The organism is Chryseobacterium sp. MEBOG07 (genome assembly GCF_021869745.1).
GTDB classification, from domain to species: domain Bacteria; phylum Bacteroidota; class Bacteroidia; order Flavobacteriales; family Weeksellaceae; genus Chryseobacterium; species Chryseobacterium viscerum.
Genome location: NZ_CP084579.1, coordinates 170,287 through 193,782 on the forward strand (window position 1 = coordinate 170,287; position 23,496 = coordinate 193,782).

Consider the following 23,496-nt stretch of genomic DNA (forward strand, 5'->3'; position numbering starts at 1 on the left):
ACCCAATGAGATCCTTTTTTACGGTCTTCTCTTTATTTCCCATAGCATACATCCTAATAAAAATCAGGTTTTAAAGGAGAAATAAAACCATCTCACTGTTTAGAATTAGTATAAATAAAGTTATATTTGTAGCTTATTTATTTTTAATAAGACTAAATAGATATAAAAATGCAGCAGACCGCCATCAAGAAATCCAAAGGTACCTTCAAAAAATATATTCTGAAAGCTCATTTATGGCTCGGATTGTTTTCAGGTATCATTGTGTTGGTAATTTCTCTGTCAGGTGCATTTTTTGTTTTCAATGAAGATATTACCGCTGCCCTGCGCAAGGAAAATACTTTTCATGGAGAAAAAGATATTCAGCATAAGAAGCCCATTCCTATACGCGAGTTAAAAGATCTGGTGAATGCCCAGCTGAAAAATGAAATTGTAAAAACAGATGAAGTAACCATTCCTATAGATCCTGCCCGCTCCTACCAGTTCGGACTCATTAAAACGAATCCCGATGGCTGGAATCACTTCAATACCTTCATTATTTATAAAAACGTTTATGTAAATCAATACACGGGAAAGGTCCTCGCCATATACGATGTAAAAAACAATCCTTTCTTTATCTGCATGATTTTGCACCGCTCTCTGTTACTGAGTAATAAAATTGGGGGTACTATTGTGGGGTATCCACGATTATCTTTGTAATAATGCTGATTACCGGGATTATCCTATGGTGGCCGAAAAATAAAAAAATGCGTAAACAACGTCTATGGTTCCGTTGGGAAAAGGTAAAAGGCTGGCGACGCAAGAATTATGATGTACACAATATCCTTGGCTTTTATGCCTCTTTTCTTGCAATCGTTGTAGCGATTACCGGTATTATGTATTCGTTCCGTATTACCCAAATGTGGCTATATGCATTACTCAATGGTTTTTCTTCTGCTACACCAGATTACAGTCAATATAAAACAACCGCACCGGAATCTGTGGAAACCGTAACCACCATAGACCGTATCATAGAACAGGTAAAAACTCATTATCCGAAAGCTTATTCTTTTGGGATTGATCTTGAAGACCATGCTGAAGCAGACCACAAACACGACAATTTAAGCATCTGGATCAAGGATAAAGAATTCACTTATGCTGAGTCTTCCATGATGATTTTTGATGAGCATTCAGGGAAGCTTTTATTTAATCACCCATACGAAGACAAACCTATGGCTGAAAGAGCTACAGACGCTACGTATGATTTGCATGTAGGAGCTTTTTTCGGAATGCCTGGGAAAATATTGGCATTTATCATGAGTTTATTCTGCGCCTCATTGCCCATAACCGGATTTATGATCTGGTGGGGCAGAAAAAATAAAAAAAAACCAACAACCTAAATCTATTATCATGAAGAAACACTATATATGGCTCCCTTTAATGGCGAGCCTGAATGCCTACGGACAGACAGAGAGCCAGAACGATTCTTTACAGACAGATAAAATCTCCGAGATTAGCGGCATTGTAGTAAAGGGGAGTAAAGTCGTTTTCCAGCAAAAAGCTGATAAAATGATTTTTAATGTAGAGAATAGTGTATTATCTGATGGTACTACTGTTTTGGAATTGCTGGGCAAAACACCCGGTGTGGTCGTTTCGCAGGAAGGTGAACTTTCTTTACGGGGCAAAAAAGGAGTAAGTGTAATGATCAACGGGAAACTCAGTTCGCTTTCAGCAAAGGAGCTGGCCAACCTGTTACGCTCTACCAATTCCACATTGGTAAAAAATATTGAAATTATAGCCAACCCTTCCTCCAAATATGATGCTGCGGGAAATGCCGGTATCATTAATATTATACTGAAAAAGAGCTCATCGGAAGGACTGAGTGGTAACTATTATCTAAACGGAGGAAGAGGCCGTAAAAGCAGAGTAAATACAGGATTAAGCCTGAACTATACTCATAACAAACTCTCTCTACACGGAGACTACAGCTATACTTTCCGTGGTGAGGAAGAAAGAAGGGACTTCAGTCAGATTTTCTTCGATGAAAAACAACCTCAGCAAATGACTCGGAGAACCGATCAAAATTCAGTAACCAATGAGCCTTTAACTTCTAATAATTTTAAATTCGGGGCTGATTATGCTTTGAGTGACAAAACAACTATTGGTGCTTTATTTGATGCTAAAATAGGGCGATATGAAGATTTTTCGAAAGGGGAAAACAGAATATTTCAGCCCATAGATAATCTGTTTGCTCATGTACTCTCAGATAATAAAAGCAAGGAAAACTGGTACGATTATACCTACAATTTAAAGGGTACCCACATCTTCAACGACAAGGATTATAAGGTAGATGTGGATCTGGAATACGAAACTTCACGTTTCTCTTCCCGCCAGAATCAGATTTCAGATGCATTGGTGAATCTGGGAACAGAGAAATTCAACAATAGAAGAGGCAGCATTGCTTCCCGTCTGAAAGTCTTCAATGCTAAGGTAGATTTTACCCTGCCTTTTAGCGATATGCATAATCTGGAAACAGGGTTGAAATCTACTATAAAGTCTAATAACAATCCTTCGGAGTATTTTATACAGCAGGGTGACGAATGGATTAATGATGATAAAGCAAGTAATGAATATGCATACAAAGAGCAGATCCATGCATTGTACGCCAACTACAAACTTAATCTGACAAAATGGACATTCCAGCTGGGGCTGAGAACGGAGATGACCCATACGGATATCAACCAGAAAACTTCCCAGGAACAGCGAAAAAGAAATTACACCAACCTTTTCCCGAGTGCCTCCATCAAATATCAGATGAATGATCAGCATGGATTTTATGCTTCATACAGTAAAAGAATCAACAGACCAAGTCACTTCGATCTGAATCCGTTCCGTTTTTATGACGATCCTTTCAACTACTGGCAAGGAAACCCTAATCTGAATCCGGAATTTACACACGCAACAGAATTGGGATATACCTGGGGAAAATACATTATTGCATCGGCCTATTTTAGTGTTACAAATGATGTAATGACAGAAGTATACAACTACCAGCCGGACACAGGAATCCTCGTAAAAACGCAGGACAATCTAAACAAATCTTATGTATATGGAGCCAATATTACCGCCACTACAAAGCTTTTCAAATGGTGGTCGCTGACCTCTATGCTGAATGTATTCAACAATGAATATAAGGGTAATTACCAGAATTATTCGATCAACAGTTCGCAACTGGCATTTACCCTAAACGCACAAAACAGCTTTACTATTGCAAAAGGAGTAAAAGCAGAGGCTAATGCTCAGTATTTTTCGAAATCTAACATTGGCTTGTTTATCCGCGATGCTTACTTTGACCTAACCCTTGGTATTTCTAAAACATTATGGAAGGATAAAGCAACCGTAAAACTTGCAGTGACCGACTTATTGAAGACCAATAATTACCGTGTAACAGGAAATAACTTCAGCTCTACAATCCGACAAAAATACAATCTGGACAGCCGGGTGGTAACACTGTCATTCAATTATAAGCTTTAAAAGAGCAAATTATTGTAGTAGACCCTTGTCAAGGTTTATAACCTTGACAAGGATCTACTTTAAACAAATAAAAAACAATGCATTAAGCAACAAAAAGCAGTTCTCAAAATTTTTGAGAACCGCTTTTTTAATCAAATAAATATTCTATATTTTCTACGAAGTTTATAGGCTATAATTAGTCATATAATTTATCGAAACGGGCAAACCCGGAAATACTATTAGGAAGCTTCATCCCTTTAGTTACTTTATCAGTCTGCGGATCGTAAATCCATACATAGTTCCCTACTTTATTGGTATTTACAGCAATATATAGCTTTTTATTCTGAACAAACATGCCTTGTTCATAAGGTTCATCTCCCGGCAGTTCGTCCAGAACCCGCACCAACTGCTTGGTTTCAATATCTACAATAGCATATCGACCATTGTAACTGCTTCCTAATGCCGGATCACGGTACAGAACTACCATTTTATTGTTCCCAATATATTCTATAACGGTTTCCAGAGGCTTGCCGCCAACTACATTGGTAAGATTGATCTGATAGCCTGCATCAGGTGAAGTTGCTCCTTTGAGAGCCCTGAAAAGGTAAATATCACTTGTTCCGGCTCCTACACGTGGAAAACATGTATAATAAAAAGCTTCTTTATCTTTTGTAAAGGTAGTTTTGAAATAAGGAGAACCATTGGCTATACCAGGGCTTCGGCTATCCGTTATAGAGTTTTTCACTTTGAAGGTTTTATAATCTATTACCGCAAAATTGTAATATTCAGGAGTGAGCCATTTACCATCACGGAAGCTGTACTGCAGGTAGATCTGCCCATCCATATAGGTCATAGCACCCACCGAATAGAAATTATAAACATTTGGGAAAGGCTGAAACCCTTCGATCTCACCCTGACGGATAATACTAAGGTCGGCAGCATTGAAAACAGTATAGCGTATATGCTGACCATCCCCTGTTTCTCCAACGATAACCAACGTATTATCATCTATCCAAACATAGCTGGAAATATCACTTATATAGGTATAAGGTACTTCTTTTACGGTCGTCAGTCTATCCTGTGTATATTTAAATTTTTTGAAGATCCCCTGATCGGTTTTATAGTTATAGATAAAACCATTTTTTACAATGTAGGAGTAGGTTCCTTTGGAGTTAATTTCATCTCCTTCTTTGGTAATATCCATTTCCCCTTTTGTAAGGTCGTTGGTAGCTGTCATATAATGAACAGTATTGGGCCAGCTTCCAAGAGCGGAAAGTAAAAAGTATTTATAGTCTTTTTCACCGCTTTCAGAGTCACCTAAACCGGGTTCTCGTTCACAACTCATGATGGTTAAACATGCGAGTATTAAAAATATACTGTTTTTGATATATTGTGTCATAATCTTTTACTTAAGTAGGTATCTGAATTTTATATAGAAAGCACGTCCCTGCTTCTGAAGTTTGAAGTTATCATATGCCAGTGCATCCCCAACGTTGCTTACATCGAACGCCAAATTATATCTTCCCTTCTTCATAGAATAACTTATCCCTATGTTGTGAAGGGTTTGTCGTGGAATAATCGGAATGTTTCGTGGGTTTCCATAAGATTTCCAGTTTTTGTAGAACCACTCTGTCATCTGTAGTCCGTAGTAAAGTTCTATTCGGCTGTCTTTCTGAAACCAGTCGTCTTTACCAATGCTTACATTTACATTTCCAAATAACCAAGGCTGGTTAGGAACATCTTTTTTGTAAGTAGCGGAAACTACATCATCACTGTTGTTGGCAAATTTTGTATTGTCAGAAGCTTTGTTGTAGCTCACATTCATTAACACATTCAGGAGTCTTTTATATTGGTAATTTATCTCTCCTTCCAGTCCGCGTGTAAAGATATTGGACAGGTTTTCATATTTGAAAGTACTGTTATATAAATTAGGAACGGTATAGATAAAATCCTTTGTATCCCGAATGTATCCTGCCCCTTCTACACGGAAAGCGTGTTCCCCCCAATGGTGGCCATAGTAAAACCCTACATTTACATTATTGCTGGTTTCAGGCTTCAGATTCATATTACTGGTTACAGCAACACCATCTCCGAAAATTTCCTGTGGTTCTACTAAACGATAAGAACGTTCAAATGATCCTTTTATCCCCAATCCTTTTGTGATTTTCACCGTGGTAGCAAAGCCGTACCCCCAACTGCTAAAATGATCCTTTGCCGGGTTATCAGTTCTGGTCACCGGATCGAAAACCATTTTCTGAAGTCCTACCTGATAGTATTTAGCAAAGAAAATATTAGTCCAATGCTTATTGAAAAACTCCTGTTGATAAGCCATAGACAAGATCTGTTTGGTCATCTTCGCCGGAGGTACATTCTTTTTTTCCTCTTCAAGTTGATTGAATGTGGTATTCTTAAGATAGTCAAGTACATAATTGAAGATAAGCTTGTGATGCTCAACTATTTTGTAAGTAGCCCCTACCTGTGAGTAAAGACGGTCTTCATGCTGCATGATAATAGTCCGTCCTCCTTTTTCACTTGTTGCGGAAGGCTCAAAAGTGTTATCCCAGCTGTATTTACGCATAAGGGTATCTGTGGCTTTCTGAACGCTTTTTGAGAAACCTGCATACACATTCACATCCAGATGATCATTGAACAGGTTCGCTTTTTTATACTTCATAAAGTAGTTATTAGCTTCTCCGTTTTGTTTTACCCCGCCATACACTACTTCCTGATTGGAACCGGTCTGTATCTGTTTATCAAAAACCGATTGTGACATTCCTACAAAGAAAGAATCTGCCCAGCTTTTGTTTTCTAATCCTACCTCAGCCATTCCAAAAACAGATTGATATCTGTCATTAAAACGTTTCAGGTCTCTTAGCTCATATTCATTTTTGGCAGCATTCCAAATTTTCATATCCTTCATCAGATAGTTGTTATCGGAATGATTATAAAAACTGTTGATACGCAGGATAATTCCGGTCTTATCATCTTTAAACTGTCCATTCAGATTGATACGCTGTGTATTAAAAGAACCTAGACTTATACTTGCATCCAGGTAATTTTTGCTGCTTGCCGGCGTAATAATATTGACCGCTCCCCCCATAGCATCCGTACTTAAATGGATAGGAACAACCCCTTTGTAGATCTCTACACGGTCGGCCATATTTACAGGCAATGTACTCAGATCCACTCCTTTTCCAAGCATTTCCAAAGGAACACCATCTATAAAGAATTTCACGGCTTTTCCAGACATTCCGTTGATAGAGAAGTTATAATCGGAACCTATACCACCCTGCTGGCGGACTTTAATCCCTGTGCTTCTGTTCAGAACCTGATTAAGATCTGCCGTGGTATTGGCCAATTTAGCAACATCTATAGTATTAACAGTAAAAGCACCGTCTTGCAGTGCTTTTACTTTACCTTTGCCGTGTACTATAACTTCTTGCACAGTCGCATGATCCTCAGCTAACTGAATATTTACCAGAGATTCTTCGCCACCGAAGTTTATTTTCTTTTTGAGCTTTTTGTAGCCATCCAGACTGAATACTAATGTAGCTTCTCCTTTCTTGTAACTAATTTTGAAATTTCCGTTTTGATCGGTTTTTGCTTTTATTTTTGTGTTTTCAACAAAAATGTTTACTCCATTTAATCCCTGCTTTGTATGATCCTGTACAACTCCCTGAACCGAAAAGCCAGTATCCTGTGCTTTGATGAGGAAAATTGTAAGGGTAAAAATGAGAAAGATAAAAATACGCTGATACAATTTCATTATTTATAATTATAAAGCGCAAAATTAGAGGTTACCTTGTAAATTCCCAAACGAAAAAGGATTTTATTTTTAATTGTTCTAATTATAATTAATGGTTGTTTATATATAATTTTACCTTTCAAACCGTAACAAGCTTACATTCAGATATCAATATAAAAACATCGTGATACTCTATCTTGTCCGTATGAAAAAAGTCATACGAAGAGCAAAACATACCACTAGAGAATATTCATCTTATAGATTTAAAAGAAAGAAGCAGCCATAAACAAGCTGCTTCCTGTAATTGAATAATTGTGAATCTTTTCTTATAAAAAATCATTTAATAGGCTAAAGAAATTCCGGCTCCCCATCCCATATCACTGTCATAGTGGGCACGAATACTCACATTTTTATTAAGAATATACTTTAGTTCGGTCATGTATTCTTTGTCGGTATTCACCATAAAGCCTCCTCTCAATCGTTTTGATATTGGAATATCTTCTCTCATCAACTGTAAACGAACGATCCCATCATGATATACTTCTGCCTGAAAGTTGACCAACATCGGAAGGGTGTATATAAAACCTAAGCTGACCGCTCTTCGGGTGTCTTTTTCGTTCTTTTGTCCAAAGATATTTTTCTCCTGTTCATCCATTCCCATTTTTCTATAACGGAAATCAAATCCTACAAACGGCATAAACCACTGCATTTTCCCGATGTATCTTCCCAAGTGCGTTTCTACTTCATATCCGTGCATATCATTGTATCCCAAACGCCATTCTGTAGAGAGGTTCCATCTTGCATTCTGAAGCATGGCATCCCCGTCGTTTCCATTGGTTGCAAAATCGTTCTGAATCATGAAATGGGGCATATTGCTTTCTTTTTGAAGCATATTATACGCCTCTTTTTTGTCTGGTAAATACGGATTTTTGTAATCATCCACCGCAAAAACTCTGTTCATCCCAGCCATCATATGATACAGGATATGGCAATGGAAGAACCAGTCTCCTTCTTCATTGGCCAGAAACTCGATCGTATCGGTTTCCATTGGCATCACATCCAGTACATTTTTCAGGGGAGACTTCTCTCCTTTGCCGTTAATCACTCTGAAATCAAAGCCATGTAAATGCATCGGGTGTCTCATCATGGAATTATTATAGATGGTAATCCGCAATATCTCTCCCTTCTTTACAGGAATTTTATCGGTTTCTGATAAGATTTTATTGTCCATGCTCCATACATAACGGTTCATATTTCCAGTGAGGATAAATTTTAATTCTTTTACCGGAGTATTTTTGGGAAGTTCAGTGTTATAAGGAGACTGAAGCATGGCATAATTCAAGGTCTTGATGCTGCCTAAAGCATTGGCATTATATCGATTGCTGTCCATGTTCATTTCCTTATCCATTCCTTTATCTGCATTCATATTGTGCTGACTGTGATCTACCTTCTTACTGCCATCTCCGGTGATCTCAGGATACATAACCACATTCATATCCATTTGGTTGAGGCTCATTTTCATCCCCATATCATTGAGGTCTCCGTTCATTTTCATCATATCATTCATCATTTTCATTCCTTCAAAATATTTAAGTTTGGGAAGAGGAGAAATGAGCTGTTTTATACCATTCCCTACGAAGTAGCTTGCGGACTGGGTTCTGTCTTCTGTGGTGGCTAAAAATTCATAGGCAACACCGTCCTGAGGAATTGTTACCACAATATCATTGGTTTCAGAAACAGCAATAATCAGCCTGTCTACTTCTACAGGTTCCACGTCATTACCATCGTTGGCAACAACTGTAATTTTACCTCCGGCATAGCGTAACCAAAAATAGGAGGAAGCACCGCCATTTGATATTCTTAACCGTACTTTATCTCCCGCTTTCAGTTTTTTTCCATCTACGGTTTTTAAATCTGTATTGTTGTTTCCATTGATTAACACTTTATCATAATACACATCACTTACATCCATTGCCAGCATACGTTTCCACTCATTGGTAAGTTTTGTTTTAAGATGTCCTTCTTTAATGGCTTCTACATAAGACTGTGTCGCATTTTTCTTAATGGCAGCCCAGTCATTGGCGTTATGCAGCATTCTGTTGATATTGTCAGGGTTCAGGTTGGTCCATTCGCTTAAAATAATGGGAACTGTCGGCAGGTCATCAATTCCTTTTCTGAAGGTTTTGTCATCGGCTCTTTTTTTCATGATGAAACTTCCATACATCCCAATCTGTTCCTGAAGCCCGGAATGTGAATGATATCAGTGTGTTCCATGCTGAATAATTAGGAAACGATAGGTATAGGTGGCCCCTGCCTTTATAGGTTTTTGGGTGAGCCATGGCACTCCATCTTCTTTATTGGGTAAAAATATTCCATGCCAGTGTAATGATGTACTCTCCTTCAACTGATTGTGCACCACAATCTCTGCTATATCTCCTTCTGTAAAGGTAAGAGTAGACATTGGGATCTGTCCGTTGACGGATATGGCTCTTTTTTCTTTCCCGGCGTAATTGACCAGGGTATCTTTTACATACAACTCATATCGTACTACTTTTTGTGCAAAAATACCCTGCCAGCAGAAGAGGATCAAAGCTACCTGAAGTAGTCTTATCGTGATATTATGAGGTATATTCATTGTACTATTTTTATTCATAAACTTTGTTCTGTGCGTTTAACCAATCGGTTATCTTTTTAATTTCATCATCACTCAGCTTTGCTTTTCTGTGCATTAGAGTATATGATGACAATGGCATTTTTCTGTTTACAATCTGTTCTTTTATTGAATTCAACAATCTTTCCTGCTTTCGGCTTGAATAGGTATCCCATTCGCTGAAATTAAGGTCATCTTTTGCCTCTCTAATGTGATTTTCTACAAGTGTTCTTGCAGGCTGTATGTAATCGTACCAAGCATACTCGGTATTGTTACTATGACAGTCATAGCATGAATTCCGAAACAAAGTTTTTACTTCATCCGGCATTTTATAAACCCTTGTAAAATCTTTTGTAACAGCCTGTCCTTTATCTACATTTAAGGCAGGCTGATACAGTTGTATTGCAATAAAAATGAACAGAACAAATACCAAAATTCTTTTTAGTATTTGTTTCATTTTCAGAACTCTTTTTTCACAGAACCACAGCTTAACATCTGATTTCCATAATATGGATTTTTGATCGCTTTGGTTTCACTGATCCATATCGCTCCTTTACCGTCATTAAACATTGGGCAATGATCCTGATACAGTTTTTGTGAGCTTCCAAATAAGGTAACAAGGTCTGAAACATCTTTACTTAAAAAAGCAAGATGCTCTCGCTGATGGTCAATCTTTCCTGCATTATCACTTATATGTTCAGCATTTTCCCTAGCGTCATCTGCTATTTCTTTATATTCTTTTTGCTTTCCGGAAGGAATGCTTTTAACATCTACATTCTTTAAGGTATTCAGCAATTGTTTTCCTGCATTGGATGCACCTTTATCATTATCAGCTATCAACGCATTTTTAAGGGCTAAATAGTCTTTAATAATAGGGTCAATGGTAAAGCTTTGGGATTGAGCCTCTATTTTAACCGTTTCAGCTTTCTGAACCGGAGCGCTTACAGGTTCAGCAGAAGCAGCTGAATCATGTAATGGCAATGTCTTTGTTTCAGATACTGATGTGCTATCCTGTGTCTTTAATTCATTGTTTTTATTTGGAGATTTTTTGCAGGAAACTACTGTTAATGCTGCGGTTGTTGATATGATGATTGATAAGATTATATTTTTCATTGTATTGATATTTACTTATTAAGTCCTTTATTATTTGCTGTTAATCGTTTCCTGAACACTTCCACAGGTAAGCATTTTGGAACCGTAAAACGGATTTTTGATTGCTTCTTCTTTACTAAGCCAGTTCGCTCCTTTTCCATTATTAAACATTGGACAGTGCTGATAATAAACAGGTTCGTCCTGTTTTGAAACTTTGGTAAGGGCATAGATATTTTCAGACAGAAGCGCAAAAGTGTCTCTCTGTTTTGAGATATCTTTGGTGGCTGCCATCTTTTCTGCCTGTGCTGTAAGTTCTTTTAAAACTTTCATCCAAACGGTGTGCTCTTCATTGGAAAGCTTACTCATTTCAACGTTTTGAATGGCTTTTACCAAAGAGGTGGCTTTTGCAGATGAGGTGGCTGTATCAGTATTTACAAGAGCATCTTTTAAGGCAAAATAATTGTTGAAAACCACACTAAGCTGGGAAGCGTTCTTATTTTCAGAGCTATTGGACTGGGTCATTTTACTATGATCATGATTTGAATGTTCATTATTCATATCCATTCCTTGATCTTTATCCACGCTGGCGGGTTTTAGCTCTCTTTTGTACTGGCAGCAGCCCGCTAATTTATTGTAGGCATCATCCGGTGCTAAGAATTTTTCGCTGTCATAACCGGCTAAAGCAATACGCTTGAGGATTTCATCTTCATTTGTCTTTTGCGCGTCATAGCTCAGCGTAGCCATTTTGGTGTCTTCATTCCATTCTACGGATGAAATGTTCTTTAGATTACCTGCTTTTTCGATATTAGTTTTACACATGTCGCAGTTGCCATATACTTTTATGGTTGATGTTTTTACATTTTTTATCTGTGCAAAACTTAGGGTGTATGATAGTAATACCGTGATTACCATCAATATTTTTGATATTGATTTCACTTTTTGATTTTTAAAAATTAAGAATTGGAGTACAATAGATTGTCCGAAAACAAAAATTTTGCTTTCGACAAGACATATTTCTGGCTGTTAAACCAGGAGTTACCCTATTTTGGGAGGTTGCCAGATGGAAGAAAAACCTGAAGAATAATAGGTTTGGCTGAAACTAAATTTAAGTTTCCTTTCTTCTATAAAATGATTTTTGATTTTTAGATCGGACATCACAGGCAGGCCTGTTAATGAGATCACGGTTCCGCATCGGCAAGAGTTGTGTTTGCATTTGCCATTGCAGTCATTATGGTCTCTGTCTTTTTTACAAAAACCAGGCTGGCAGCAGAATTTATCAGAAAAAGTTCTGGTTTGACACTTATAACCTAAGGTTTCATCCTTTTTTACATTTTTCTTGGTACAGGCAAAACTTAAAGTAGGTACTAAGAAAAGCACCAAGCACAGGATAAGAATGTGACCAATATTTTTGTTATAAGTTTTCAACAAAACAAAGTTACAATTTTTATCATTTATATGTTTTTTTATCAAATTATTTTCTAAAATTTTATTTTATTGACGAGAACAGGCAGGTATATTTAGCCAAGAAATCCTATCAAAATTTTCCACGGAAAGCTTATTCCAATGGGTAAAATAAAAAAATCGGTACAAATAAATTTGTACCGATCCAACCATTATTAAAACTAACGAAAAGATTCTTTATCTGAATTTTGCATAAAAAATGTAAGTCAGGAAGACGGATGCCAAAAAGAGGGCTCCTTTGGGGGTAATTATGACCGTCTTAGATTAACAAGGATGAACTTTATCTATTGAGCGTAAAGTACCAGAATAAAAATACTTTAGTCCTTCTTCAATACAAGGAACATCCCTCCTCTGACATCCTTTCTTCCTTCCCACAATCAATCTTTAAACATCTTCAGATTCTATAATCCTATTTCTTTATAAATCTATTTTTGTATTCACTTCCATCTGCACTTTTAGAAACAATGATATAATTTCCGGGTACCAGCTGGCTCACATCAATTGCCTGATTATATCGGTGGTCATTTTTCTTCAGAACAAGTTTTCCGGACATGTCTATAATGGTAACTTCCTTATAGACTTTATCTGATTCTTTCCCAATATAAAGGTGCTGCGCGGTAGGATTCGGATAGATTTTCAAATTGTTATCTTTAATTTTTGTATCTCCAGTTCCCAGATTGCTGCAGAATTCCCAGTTTCCAAAATTCACCTCCACAAAAGCAAAGGGGTCTAACATCTGACATTGATCCGGGCAGTATTCTGTACAGGCATAAAATCCATATTTCCCTGAAGTTGTTGCTACATAGGTATCTCCTATTACGCCAGGAATAATGCAGGGATCTCCCGCAACCGGAGGGTTACTGCTTGGGACACATCTGAACCAGGTATGCTTGCCATATACTACAGGAAAGATGTTGTCAAACTGTACAGAAGCACCGTTGCAAACATTCACTGTTCCTCCATTTTCCTCATACGTTCCGGGAGTATAAGTGGTCATCATAGCCGGAAGACCATATACAAAACCATCTGCCATTGCTGTGGTACTTTCTGCTGTACAGTCTCCTTCTGTAACCACTACTTTAAAATAGTTCAGCTGATCATTCCCATTGATGGTTAACTGTTGTGAGGTAGCCCCCGGAATCAAAACCCAAGGATTGTTATTGGGGGTCTGCCAGGTCCATTCCTGTTTATACCATTGGTAACTGGCGTAAGTCTGTGTAGTGGAAAGTATCTCATCTTCCGTATCACAGAATAAAATCGTTCCAGGGTATTTTTGCCCTAATCTCGGGCTGGTAAGTGTAGGGGTACATTGTGCTTTTACATTCAAAATAGTGAATAATAAAACCACTAAAAAAATTAGCTTTGTTTTCATATATAGATTATTAAGTTTGGTGTTATAATAAAATCATCTACATTCAATCCAGCAGCACTCTGATCCCGAATTTCATATTAAAATGAAGCGGTTTTTCTTTATAAATTGTATTGGGAGCTTCTTCTTCCTTAAAATGATATCCTATTCCCGGTTCTGCATACACTCCAACTTTATCAATGATTTTCAGCTGAAATCCTACTGCTGTATTGACAGAAAACTGTAAGGGTTTGTGATCCAGACTTTCCTTCGAGGATTCTTTTATTTCATCATTGACAACATAAGTCGTTGTAATGCTTCCTGATACGGGTTTCTCTATGAGTGCTCCTCCCGTAACATATCCTGTAAATCTTCCTTTCTGAATAACATTGTAGTTGACCTGAACAGGAATTCCTATATAATGAACGGTCTGGTCTCCTTTTATATAGTTATTATCACTTCCCGAATGCAGCTCAGAAGCCAGTTTGGTATAATTCAAACCTGTCCCGATTCCCCATCTTTTCCCCAAATTGTAGTAAAGGGATAATCCGAATGTTACAGGTACTTTATGCCTGATTCTCGCTTCTACCGGCTGACTCTGATTTGCCAGGAATATTGCTGTCAGAGGATCATCATTATATTCAGCCGTACTCCACAACTGCTCAACATTCATTGCTTTTCCCGTAATCGAAGCATACCCCGGAAACTGCTGTTCTGCAGAGTTGGAAGCAACATTTCCTGTAAGCATACTCAGCATCCAGGACTTTTTATCACGGGATTTTCCAGTATTACGCTTGGTATTTTCAGCATATAATTCCTTTGGTTTCTCCTGTTCAAAAGGAGTCGCATCGGTTTCCTTTTCTCCAACCGGATCTTTTACTGTATCCTCAGTAGGAGCTATTTTCTGAGCCATCTTACTTTCCTGCTGAAAGGACTCGGCTCCTGTCGAAAGCCTGAAGATATCCTGAACATTCTGATTATTTCCGGCTTCATTTCCTTCTCGGCTATTAGAATATCTTTGGGTTAAAATTTTCTGCGGAACTTTTGTATTCAGCATATTGTCAGCTAAAAAAGCATCTGATCCTGATTTCACTTCACTGCTTGAAATACTCTCAGTTTCTATAGGTTTTAAAGAATTTCCTCCCTTTCCCTTTTCCACATCTTCCGGCTTCTGAGACAAGGTTTTCTCTATATCTGTATCATTCTGTGGTCCTATTTTCGTCAGTAAAAACAACAATGCAATAGCAGCAGCAATACCTCCTATACGATAGAATAAAGATTTTCGTCCTGCACTGGCTATCTTTTCTTTTTTCTTCGCTCCCCCTTCATGAATTTCTGGAATAAACCCGGGAATGCTGTTTTTTTCTTCCCCGGAGAATAATTCATCTTTGATGTCATCCCACAACCCTTCCGGAACGTCCTCTTCATGGTCATCCATTCTGCTTCGCAGGTTATTTAGCCACTCGTTATTCATATTGTGCTTTTTTTGACATTTTAAATTCTTTTATTTTCTGAACAAGCAGTCCTTTTGCACGGTGAAACTGAGATGCAGAAGAGTTTTCTGCAATCCCCAGCAGTCCGGCAATCTCTTTATGGCTTTTTTTCTCAAACACATACAGGTTAAAAACAGTTCTGTATCCTTCGGGAAGAGCTTTGATCATCATCATAATATCATCACGCGGAATCTCTTCAAAATCCGGTTCTTCTTCATTGGGAATGTCCGGAAGATCATCTACTTCAACAGCAGATTTAAAATCGCCTTTCTGTTTTATATGCTTCAACGATTCATTGATGGTGATACGGGTCATCCAGGCTTTTAAAGAGCCACTTCCTCTGTACTCAAAAGATTCTATCGAACGGAACATTTTGATAAAACTGTTTTGGAGTACATCATGAACATCTTCTTTCTCCGCTACATAACGAGAGCATACATAGGACAGATTTCTGGAATAAGCCCCAAAAAGCTCTTTCCAGGCAGCTTCCTCCTTCTTCAGGAGATGCTTTACCAAAATCTGTTCTTTACTTTCTTCCATATATGCTGCCGCCGTATCCAGTGGATGTTATAAAACTGTCAAGCAAAAATAGATTGCATCTTATTAATAAAGTGCAATCCATTGATGATAATATCTATTAATTAATTTTTTATACAGAAAGGAAAATTATAATTAATAACCTCATATGGTGTAATCAACGTACCATCTACGGTAATCTTTTCTGCTGTGACAGCAAACCTCAGCGATTGATCCAGTCCTACATAATATCCTTTTTGCTTAGAGACGAATTCTACAACCGTCTTTTTATTAACACCATCTACAGGAATCTGAAGTTCCAAAGCTTTTGGCGCTAAAGTCAGCTCAATTACATTATTCGCTGTATTGATCGCTGCTGCATATTTTAGATCATACTTCACTTTTGCCATTGCTTTTAATGCAGCTTCCGCTTTTACCGGGTTTTTCACTACTGTTTTTACAATTTCCTCTATTGGAAATTCAGCAAATGAGATGGTATCTTTTTTTACTTTAAACTCTTTTATGCCTTCTCTTTTGCTATTTCCCTGTACTATAACCAGCTTTCCTTTATAATTTCCTGGTAAATTTTCCATTTTTACAGGTGGAATATCCGGACCTTCATTATCATTGCATGCGGATAGGGCAAATCCTGCTAAAACCATTAAAACTGTTATAAAAAATCGGGGTACTGTCAATTTTTTCATTGCATTACTTTTTCGTTAAACATTAATTATTTTCGAGTACTCATCTATATAAATCTCACTTTCTAAAAATCTTGCATGATTTCTTGAAAAAAAAGATAAATTTTCCATAACCATTTGATTTTATGGAGATAAAATTTCATCACTTCTTTGCAAATTCCGGACCTGATGTAAAAATTTCATTTTATTTACCCTCATAAATAACAAAAAAGGAAGCTACATCACATAGCTTCCTTTTATTATTTATCATTTACATTTTACTGTACTCCTCCGCCAAGTGCTCTGTAGAGGTCTACCTCAGCATTTAGTCTCTCCAGGGTTACATTAATCGCTTCCAGATCATTCTGAAGTTTATTATTCTGAGCGGTGATCACTTCAAGATAGGTAGCCATACCGCTTTTATACAGCTTAAGCGCATCATTGATTCCTTTGTCCAGAATGGCTGTTCTCTGGTCTAAAAGCTGAAGTCTTTCCGAAGAACCTTTAGACTTAGCCATGGCATCAGAGACTTCTCCAACAGCAGTCATTACAGATTGTTTAAAATTGATGGCTGCTTTTTCCTGTTCAATCAAAGCTGTTTCGTAAGCTGTTCTCAGTTGTTTTTTCTGAAAAATCGGAGCCGCTAAATTCGCAGCTATTGCTTTGGTAATGGATCCCGGAATATCAAACCACGAGCTGAATTTATTGGAATTCACTCCTATCTGCGGACTCAGACTGATACTTGGATACATCGCTGCCTTTGCCAGTCCGGTTTTAGAATTTAAACTGATTACGTTAAATTCTGCTACTTTCAGATCCGGTCTCCGGCTCAGCAGTTGTGCCGGTAATCCTTCTGACAGCTTATTTTCAGGAATCATTGTTTTCAGATTTCCTTCCCTTTCTATCTGGGTTGGATATCCTCCGCAAAGAATACTCAAAGCATTTTCCTGGATAGAAATATTCTGTTTCGCCAAAGGAATCAGCAGTTCAGCTGTTTTCTTTTGTGCTTCTGACTGCTGAATAGCCAATGATTTAATCTGTCCTGCCTTAAACTGAAGATTCATCATTCTAAGAGTATTATCACTCAATTCAATATTCTGTTCAGCAATTTTCAGCTGTTCATCCAGACTTATAAGGTTGTAATAAGCCTGTGCTACCTGAACAACAATTCTGCTTTTGATGGCATTTAAATTTTCTTTTTGACCAAAATATTCTGCAGCAGCAGATTCCTTTTGCATTTTAGCTTTCCCCCAAATATCTACTTCCCAGGAAAGTTTCAACGCAGCACTAAAATCATCTATGTATTTTGTCCCTACAAACTGTTCGTTAAGAGAGCCGTTAAGTGTATTGGGAGAAGCCCAGCTTCTGTTGGCTCCCGCAGTGAAATCCAGTGTTGGCATCAATCCTAGCTTCGCTTGCTTATAAATCAGATCCAGCTGTTCTATATTCTTCAGGGCTACATTCACTTCATTATTTCTGGAAAGGGCTTTATCTATTAATCCTATCAGTTTAGGATCTTTGAAAAAGGTCTTCCACGGCAGTACTACTGTATCTCCCGTTACCTGTACAGATTCTTTGTATGTTTCGGGAACCTGAAGATCTGTTCTTGTATATTTTTTCCCTACGGCACAAGACACCAGCAGTGATGCCATTGCGCCTGAAATAAGGAAATTCTTTATATTAAATATTCTCATTTGTCAATTGATTTTCTGTCGTATTATACTTCTTTTTGGTAGAGAATTTCTCATCCAGATACTGAAAGAACATGTATAGTACAGGAATTACAAAAACTCCTAAAACCACTCCACTCAGCATCCCCATTGCCGCACTCGTACTGATGGATTTGTTTCCTGAAGCCATCCCTCCTGTGGAAATCATCAGCGGAATCATCCCCACAATAAAGGCCAGTGAAGTCATGATGATCGGACGTAATCTTGCTTTTGCCCCTTCCAGTGCAGAATCCAGAATCGAAAATCCTGATTTTCGCCTTTGAATGGCAAATTCTACAATAAGGATGGCATTCTTGGCCAAGAGACCAATAAGCATGATCAATCCTACCTGTACATAGATATTATTATCCAGTCCAATTGCTTTTATTCCTAAGAATGCCCCTACAATACCTGTCGGAATGGAAAACATTACTGCCAGAGGAAGAATATAACTTTCATATTGTGCTGCCAGCAGCAGGTATACGAACAGTAAACATAATCCAAAGATGGCAATCGTCTGATTTCCTGCAGATTTCTCTTCCAAACTCAATCCAGTCCATTCGTAGCTGTAGTCAGAAGGTAATTTGCTTAATGTCTGCTCCAGCTTGCCCATTAATTCTCCGTTACTTACTCCAGGTTTCGGAGACACATTGATATTTAATGAGTTGTAAAGGTTATAACGCTGAACGGATTCCGGACCGTAGACTTTTTTCAAAGTGATCAGTGTATTCACCGGTACCATATTTCCTTTGTCGTTCTTTACGAAAATATCATTGAACGCCTGTTCATCCATTCTGAAAACTCCGTCCGCTTTAATATTGACTCTGTAGAACTTTCCGAATCTTGAGAAATTCTGAGACTGGTCTCCTGAAAAATAGGTCTGAACAGTTCCCAATAGATTTGAAATACTTACTCCCAGCTGTTTTGCTTTATCTTCATTCACTTCAAGCTCCATCTGAGGGTAATCTGCTCTGAACATTGTGTAGGCGAATCCCACTTCCGGAACCTTCATCAGCTGACCGATCAGTTCGTCTGCTTTGGCTTTAAGAACCTGAGGATCTCTACCCATACGGTCCTGAAGTACAATTTCGGCATCATTCGTCATTCCATATCCTTCTACCGGAGGCATTCTGAAGGTCATTACGCTTCCTTCCTTAATGACACCCAACTTTTCATTAGCCATATCTACAACCGCCTGGATATCCTGAACCTCACCTCTTTCTTTTTTAGGTTTCAGCTTAACAAACCCCATTGCATAAGCCGGTCCTGCACTGTTACTAAGAAGGTTGTATCCTGTAATGGATGTATTTTCCTTCACCGCATCTACCCCTTTTAAGATTTCATTGATCTTATTGGAAACTTCTGTCGTTTTTGTCAATGCTGTTCCTGGAGGCATACTTAAGGTATACATGAAGAATCCATCATCTTCCATCGGTACAAAGCTTTTAGGTGTGCTTGACATCAGCCATCCTGCAACACCGATAATGGCGATCACCAATCCTCCTGCAATCCATTTTCGTCCGATTAAAAAACGAACTCCTTTCGCATAGCGATTGGTCATATTACTGAACCCGGCATTGAATGCTACCGCAAATCTCTGTCCGAATCCTTTCGGTTTTTTACCTTCTCCTGTGTGGTTGTTTTTCAAAAACACAGCACATAAAGCCGGAGTTAAAGTCAGTGCGTTGACCGCTGAAATAATAATTGCGATGGCCAATGTATAGGCAAACTGCTTATAGAATAACCCTGCTGAACCGGACATAAATCCAATTGGAATAAATACCGCTGACATCACTAATGTAATGGAAATAACCGCTCCTGTGATTTCACTCATCGCTTTGTGGGTAGCCTCTCGTCCTGAAAGGTCTGTTCCTTCCATATTACTGTGAACGGCTTCCACCACTACAATGGCATCATCCACTACAATACCGATCGCCAGTACAAGGGCAAAAAGCGTCAGTACATTGATGGTAAATCCTAAGACCAAAAGGAAGAAGAAGGTACCAATAATGGCTACCGGAACAGCTATTGCCGGAATAATGGTAGATCTAAAATCCTGTAAAAAGATAAATACTACGATAAATACCAGAATAAATGCTTCTATCAGGGTAGATTTCACCTGTCCTGTCGCTTCATCCAATCTTTCTTTGGTACTCATTACATTCGTAAACTTAATTCCCGGAGGAAACGATTTTGACAGTTGAACAAGGGCTTTGTTTACTCCTATTTCAATCTGATTGGCATTGGATCCTGTGGTTTGCATGATCGCTACCGTCACCGCATTTTTCCCATTGGAAAGGTTATCTCCTGTATTCGAAATAGCCCCGAATTCTACGCGGGCCACGTCTTTAAGTCTGATTACCTGACTTCCGGTATTTTTAACAATGATATTCTCATATTGTTCCGGCTTGTTCTTTTTCCCTTTATATCTGATAACATATTCCAGGGCTGCATCTGACTCTTCCCCCAATTTACCCGGAGCAGATTCCAAACTGTGGTCGGCTATTGCTCTGGAAACATCAGCCGGTTCAAGTCCGTAGGAAGACATTTTCTGAGGATTAAGCCATATTCTCATGGAATAATCTTTCAATCCAAAAACCATGGCCTGCCCTACTCCTTTTACCCTTTTGACCTGTGGAATAAGGTTGATGTTCGCATAGTTCTGCAGGAAGGTTTCATCATATTGTTTATTATCTTCAGTATAAATATTGAAAATCAATACCATACTGTTCTGCTGTTTGGATGTGGTAAGCCCCATTCTCACTACCTCCTGCGGAAGTATCGGGGTGGCCTGCTGTACTCTGTTCTGAACATTTACGGCTGCCTGATCGGCATTCACTCCTTGTTTGAATATAATGGAGATGGAGAAGGTACCGTCATTACTTGCGGTAGACTTCATGTATTCCATGTCTTCCACTCCGTTGATCTGTTCTTCCAGCGGAGTTACCACGGAACGGATTACGGTCTCACTGTTCCCTCCCGGATAAGATCCTGAAACAGTGATTGTAGGTGGAGAAATATCCGGAAATCTGGTTACCGCCAGCTGGTTTAATCCTATAGTCCCTAAAATAACAATGATAAGGGATATTACTGTCGCCAATACCGGACGGTCTATTATCTTTTTTAACATTTTTGAATTTTCTATGAATGGTTATACAACTATTTCAAAGGAACTGTTTGAGCAGCAACCTGTGCACCATCTGTAAGAGCATCAATCCTGTTGATGGCAATCTTATCTCCCGCATTCACTCCTTCTTTGACAAAGTAATCCTGAGATGTACTTCCTGAAATGGTAATCTGGGTCATTTTCACTTTGTCTTTACCGTTCAGTTTATAGACAAAAAACCTGTCCTGAATGTCTTTCACGGATCCTTTTGGAATCTTGATCACTCCGTTCAGTGCATTATGAATCATTACTCTTGCTGTTCCCCCGGCTCTCAATAATTTATCCGGGTTTTGGAAAACAGCTTTCATCTGAATACTTCCGGTATTTTTGTCGAAGTTTCCACTGGCATTTTCCAATTTTCCTTTAAGAGAATAGGTGGAACCATCTGCAAGGATAAGCTCTACATCTTCTGCTGCATTTCCTGAAGTTGCCGCTTTGCTGTGTGCAATAAAATCTGCCTCATTCATCGAGAAATAAACATTGACACTGTTTATGCTTGAAAGTGTTGTCAACGGAGACGCATCCGACGGACTGATGAGATTTCCTACTCTATTGGGAATTCTTCCTATGTATCCGCTAACGGGTGCTTTGATGTACGTAAAGTTGGCATTGATTTTTGATGAACCTAAAGAAGACTGTGCCTGAGCTACCTGTGCTGATGACGCTTTGTAACTCGCCTGAGCTGTTTTCAGCTGCATATCAGAAACTACTTTTCCTTCTACCAACGGTTTCAGTTTTTCAACTTCAAGTCTCGCTGTTTCCTGTGCTGCCAAAGCTGACTTCAGAGCTGCGGCATTGGTATTTACCTGCTCATTGTACACCGATGGATTTATTCTGAAAAGGGTCTGTCCTTTACTTACATACTGTCCTTCTTTGATATATACCGCCTCCAGATAACCTGTCACCTGTGCCTTAATGTCTACATTGTCCTGCCCTTCTATGCTTCCAGGGTATCCCGTAGATACATCTGCATCTCCGGATTTCACCTGAATAAAATCTGTTGGAAACGCCTGCTGCATCTGCTGGGCATTTTCCTGGCCATTCCCCGAACCACACGAGTATAGTATCGCTGCAGCTGTAAGTGAAAGTACCAGATATCCTTTTCTGTAATTCATAACATTGGTTTTTAAATTTTACAGCAGCAAAATAACTTCATCTTATAGTGATATTCATTCAGAAGTTGGGTGAAGTGTCGTTAATCGCAGGTGAAGCGTATCATACTAAAAATGAAAAGAAAACATGCATTTCAGCGTATAAAAACGATAGAAAAACCTCTTTTTCGGTTGAATATTTCAAAAATACGGTTGAGATTCAAATTTATACGGTTCACATTTAAAACTCTCGGTTCAGGGCATTTACGGGCATAATTTCGCAGTATCAATACAACAAAAAATAAGTTATTAATTTAAATTTTTATCAAATGAAAAAGTTTTTAGCAATCACGGCTCTTGTATTCGGTTTGGGAGTACAGGCACAACAAACAAAGGAAACGAAAAAAGAATCCGGCATAGAACTGATTCCTAAAGCGGGGATCAACTTTGCCAACCAGTCTATTAAAAATGTGAATGGAGAAAAATCCAAAGTATCCTTCCAGGCAGGTTTAGGGGTAAATATACAGACAGGCGTGAAGAATTTTTCCATACAGCCGGAAGTTAACTTTATCAGCAAGGGAACCAAGTTTAAAAACAGCTTCGGAAACGAAACTTACAATTTCAATTATATCGAGGTTCCTGTATTGGCTAAATACAGCTTTGGTCCGGTATATGTAAATGCAGGTCCTTCTATTGGCTTCCTGATGGGGAAAAGTGATAAAATAAAGGCGGCCTATGGGAAAACCAAGACTATAGATTTCGGTGTACAAATGGGTGCCGGTATAGCAATTCCGGCCGGTCCTGGTAAAATGATTATCGATGGAAGGTATAATTTGGGACTAAGCAATATTTCTGATGAAAAAGGGGTTGATGTGAAAAACAGAGGTTTTACTGTTTCTTTGGGTTATGCTATTCCTTTGTAAGGCTAGATTGCTAAAAGGCTAAATCATAAAAAAGTAAATTTACTGATCTGCTTTTTACAAGTATATTCTTTCTTTATATTTCTGATCTCCTCAAACTTTATGAGGAGATCATTTTTTATCATGTCGACCTTAT

Annotated in this window: 16 protein-coding genes and 1 pseudogene; 3 read left to right on the plus strand and 14 right to left on the minus strand. The window is 38.3% G+C overall.

Features of this window, described 5'->3' with window-relative positions; all coding sequences use genetic code 11:
- Positions 1–168: 168 nt before the first annotated feature.
- A pseudogene (locus LF886_RS00755) lies at positions 169–1,376 on the plus strand (PepSY-associated TM helix domain-containing protein).
- 10 nt (positions 1,377–1,386) lie between these two features.
- Complete coding sequence (locus LF886_RS00760; RefSeq protein ID WP_236852218.1) at positions 1,387–3,510, plus strand: TonB-dependent receptor domain-containing protein; 2,124 nt, start codon at positions 1,387–1,389, stop codon at positions 3,508–3,510.
- A 175-nt stretch (positions 3,511–3,685) separates the two neighbouring features.
- Here the strand turns inward: LF886_RS00760 and LF886_RS00765 are convergent, their stop codons facing one another.
- The 14 genes from LF886_RS00765 to LF886_RS00825 all read right to left on the minus strand — a co-directional run bounded on the left by LF886_RS00765 (position 3,686) and on the right by LF886_RS00825 (position 22,464).
- Positions 3,686–4,834, minus strand: coding sequence for a DUF4374 domain-containing protein (locus LF886_RS00765; protein WP_236852219.1), 1,149 nt, complete (start codon positions 4,832–4,834; stop codon positions 3,686–3,688).
- 60 nt (positions 4,835–4,894) lie between these two features.
- Complete coding sequence (locus tag LF886_RS00770) at positions 4,895–7,255, minus strand: TonB-dependent receptor (protein WP_236852220.1); 2,361 nt, start codon at positions 7,253–7,255, stop codon at positions 4,895–4,897.
- Positions 7,256–7,574: 319 nt separating this feature from the next.
- Positions 7,575–9,458 (minus strand): multicopper oxidase domain-containing protein, encoded by a 1,884-nt coding sequence (locus LF886_RS00775; RefSeq protein WP_410685303.1) that lies wholly within the window; start codon positions 9,456–9,458, stop codon positions 7,575–7,577.
- A gap of 36 nt (positions 9,459–9,494) precedes the next feature.
- Positions 9,495–9,869, minus strand: coding sequence for a multicopper oxidase domain-containing protein (locus tag LF886_RS24060; protein ID WP_410685305.1), 375 nt, complete (start codon positions 9,867–9,869; stop codon positions 9,495–9,497).
- A gap of 10 nt (positions 9,870–9,879) precedes the next feature.
- Positions 9,880–10,341: a heme-binding domain-containing protein gene (locus LF886_RS00780; RefSeq protein ID WP_236852221.1), complete on the minus strand. Its 462-nt coding sequence runs from the start codon at positions 10,339–10,341 to the stop codon at positions 9,880–9,882.
- Between the two features lie 2 nt (positions 10,342–10,343).
- Positions 10,344–10,997 carry a DUF3347 domain-containing protein gene (locus LF886_RS00785; RefSeq protein WP_236852222.1) on the minus strand — a complete coding sequence of 218 codons (654 nt, stop codon included), beginning with the start codon at positions 10,995–10,997 and terminating at the stop codon, positions 10,344–10,346.
- Between the two features lie 30 nt (positions 10,998–11,027).
- Positions 11,028–11,912 (minus strand): DUF3347 domain-containing protein, encoded by an 885-nt coding sequence (locus LF886_RS00790; protein ID WP_236852223.1) that lies wholly within the window; start codon positions 11,910–11,912, stop codon positions 11,028–11,030.
- A gap of 934 nt (positions 11,913–12,846) precedes the next feature.
- Positions 12,847–13,809, minus strand: a complete 963-nt coding sequence (locus LF886_RS00795) for a T9SS type A sorting domain-containing protein (RefSeq protein WP_236852224.1) — start codon at positions 13,807–13,809, stop codon at positions 12,847–12,849.
- 43 nt (positions 13,810–13,852) lie between these two features.
- The gene (locus LF886_RS00800) at positions 13,853–15,259 is read right to left on the minus strand and encodes a porin family protein (RefSeq protein WP_236852225.1); all 1,407 of its coding nucleotides are present in this window, start codon (positions 15,257–15,259) and stop codon (positions 13,853–13,855) included.
- Positions 15,252–15,818, minus strand: a complete 567-nt coding sequence (locus tag LF886_RS00805) for an RNA polymerase sigma factor (RefSeq protein WP_103231158.1) — start codon at positions 15,816–15,818, stop codon at positions 15,252–15,254. The genes LF886_RS00800 and LF886_RS00805 overlap by 8 nt, the downstream gene beginning before the upstream one ends.
- 101 nt (positions 15,819–15,919) lie before the next feature.
- Positions 15,920–16,498: a DUF4840 domain-containing protein gene (locus LF886_RS00810; protein WP_236852226.1), complete on the minus strand. Its 579-nt coding sequence runs from the start codon at positions 16,496–16,498 to the stop codon at positions 15,920–15,922.
- A gap of 254 nt (positions 16,499–16,752) precedes the next feature.
- Positions 16,753–18,168, minus strand: coding sequence for an efflux transporter outer membrane subunit (locus LF886_RS00815; RefSeq protein ID WP_236852227.1), 1,416 nt, complete (start codon positions 18,166–18,168; stop codon positions 16,753–16,755).
- Entirely contained in the window at positions 18,155–21,313 is a 3,159-nt protein-coding gene (locus LF886_RS00820; RefSeq protein ID WP_236852228.1) for an efflux RND transporter permease subunit, read from the minus strand. The genes LF886_RS00815 and LF886_RS00820 overlap by 14 nt, the downstream gene beginning before the upstream one ends.
- Positions 21,314–21,342: 29 nt before the next feature.
- Positions 21,343–22,464: an efflux RND transporter periplasmic adaptor subunit gene (locus LF886_RS00825; RefSeq protein ID WP_236852229.1), complete on the minus strand. Its 1,122-nt coding sequence runs from the start codon at positions 22,462–22,464 to the stop codon at positions 21,343–21,345.
- A 305-nt stretch (positions 22,465–22,769) separates the two neighbouring features.
- Here LF886_RS00825 and LF886_RS00830 point away from each other — a divergent pair, with 305 nt between their 5' ends.
- Positions 22,770–23,363, plus strand: coding sequence for a porin family protein (locus tag LF886_RS00830; RefSeq protein WP_236852230.1), 594 nt, complete (start codon positions 22,770–22,772; stop codon positions 23,361–23,363).
- The last annotated feature ends 133 nt before the right edge of the window (positions 23,364–23,496 follow it).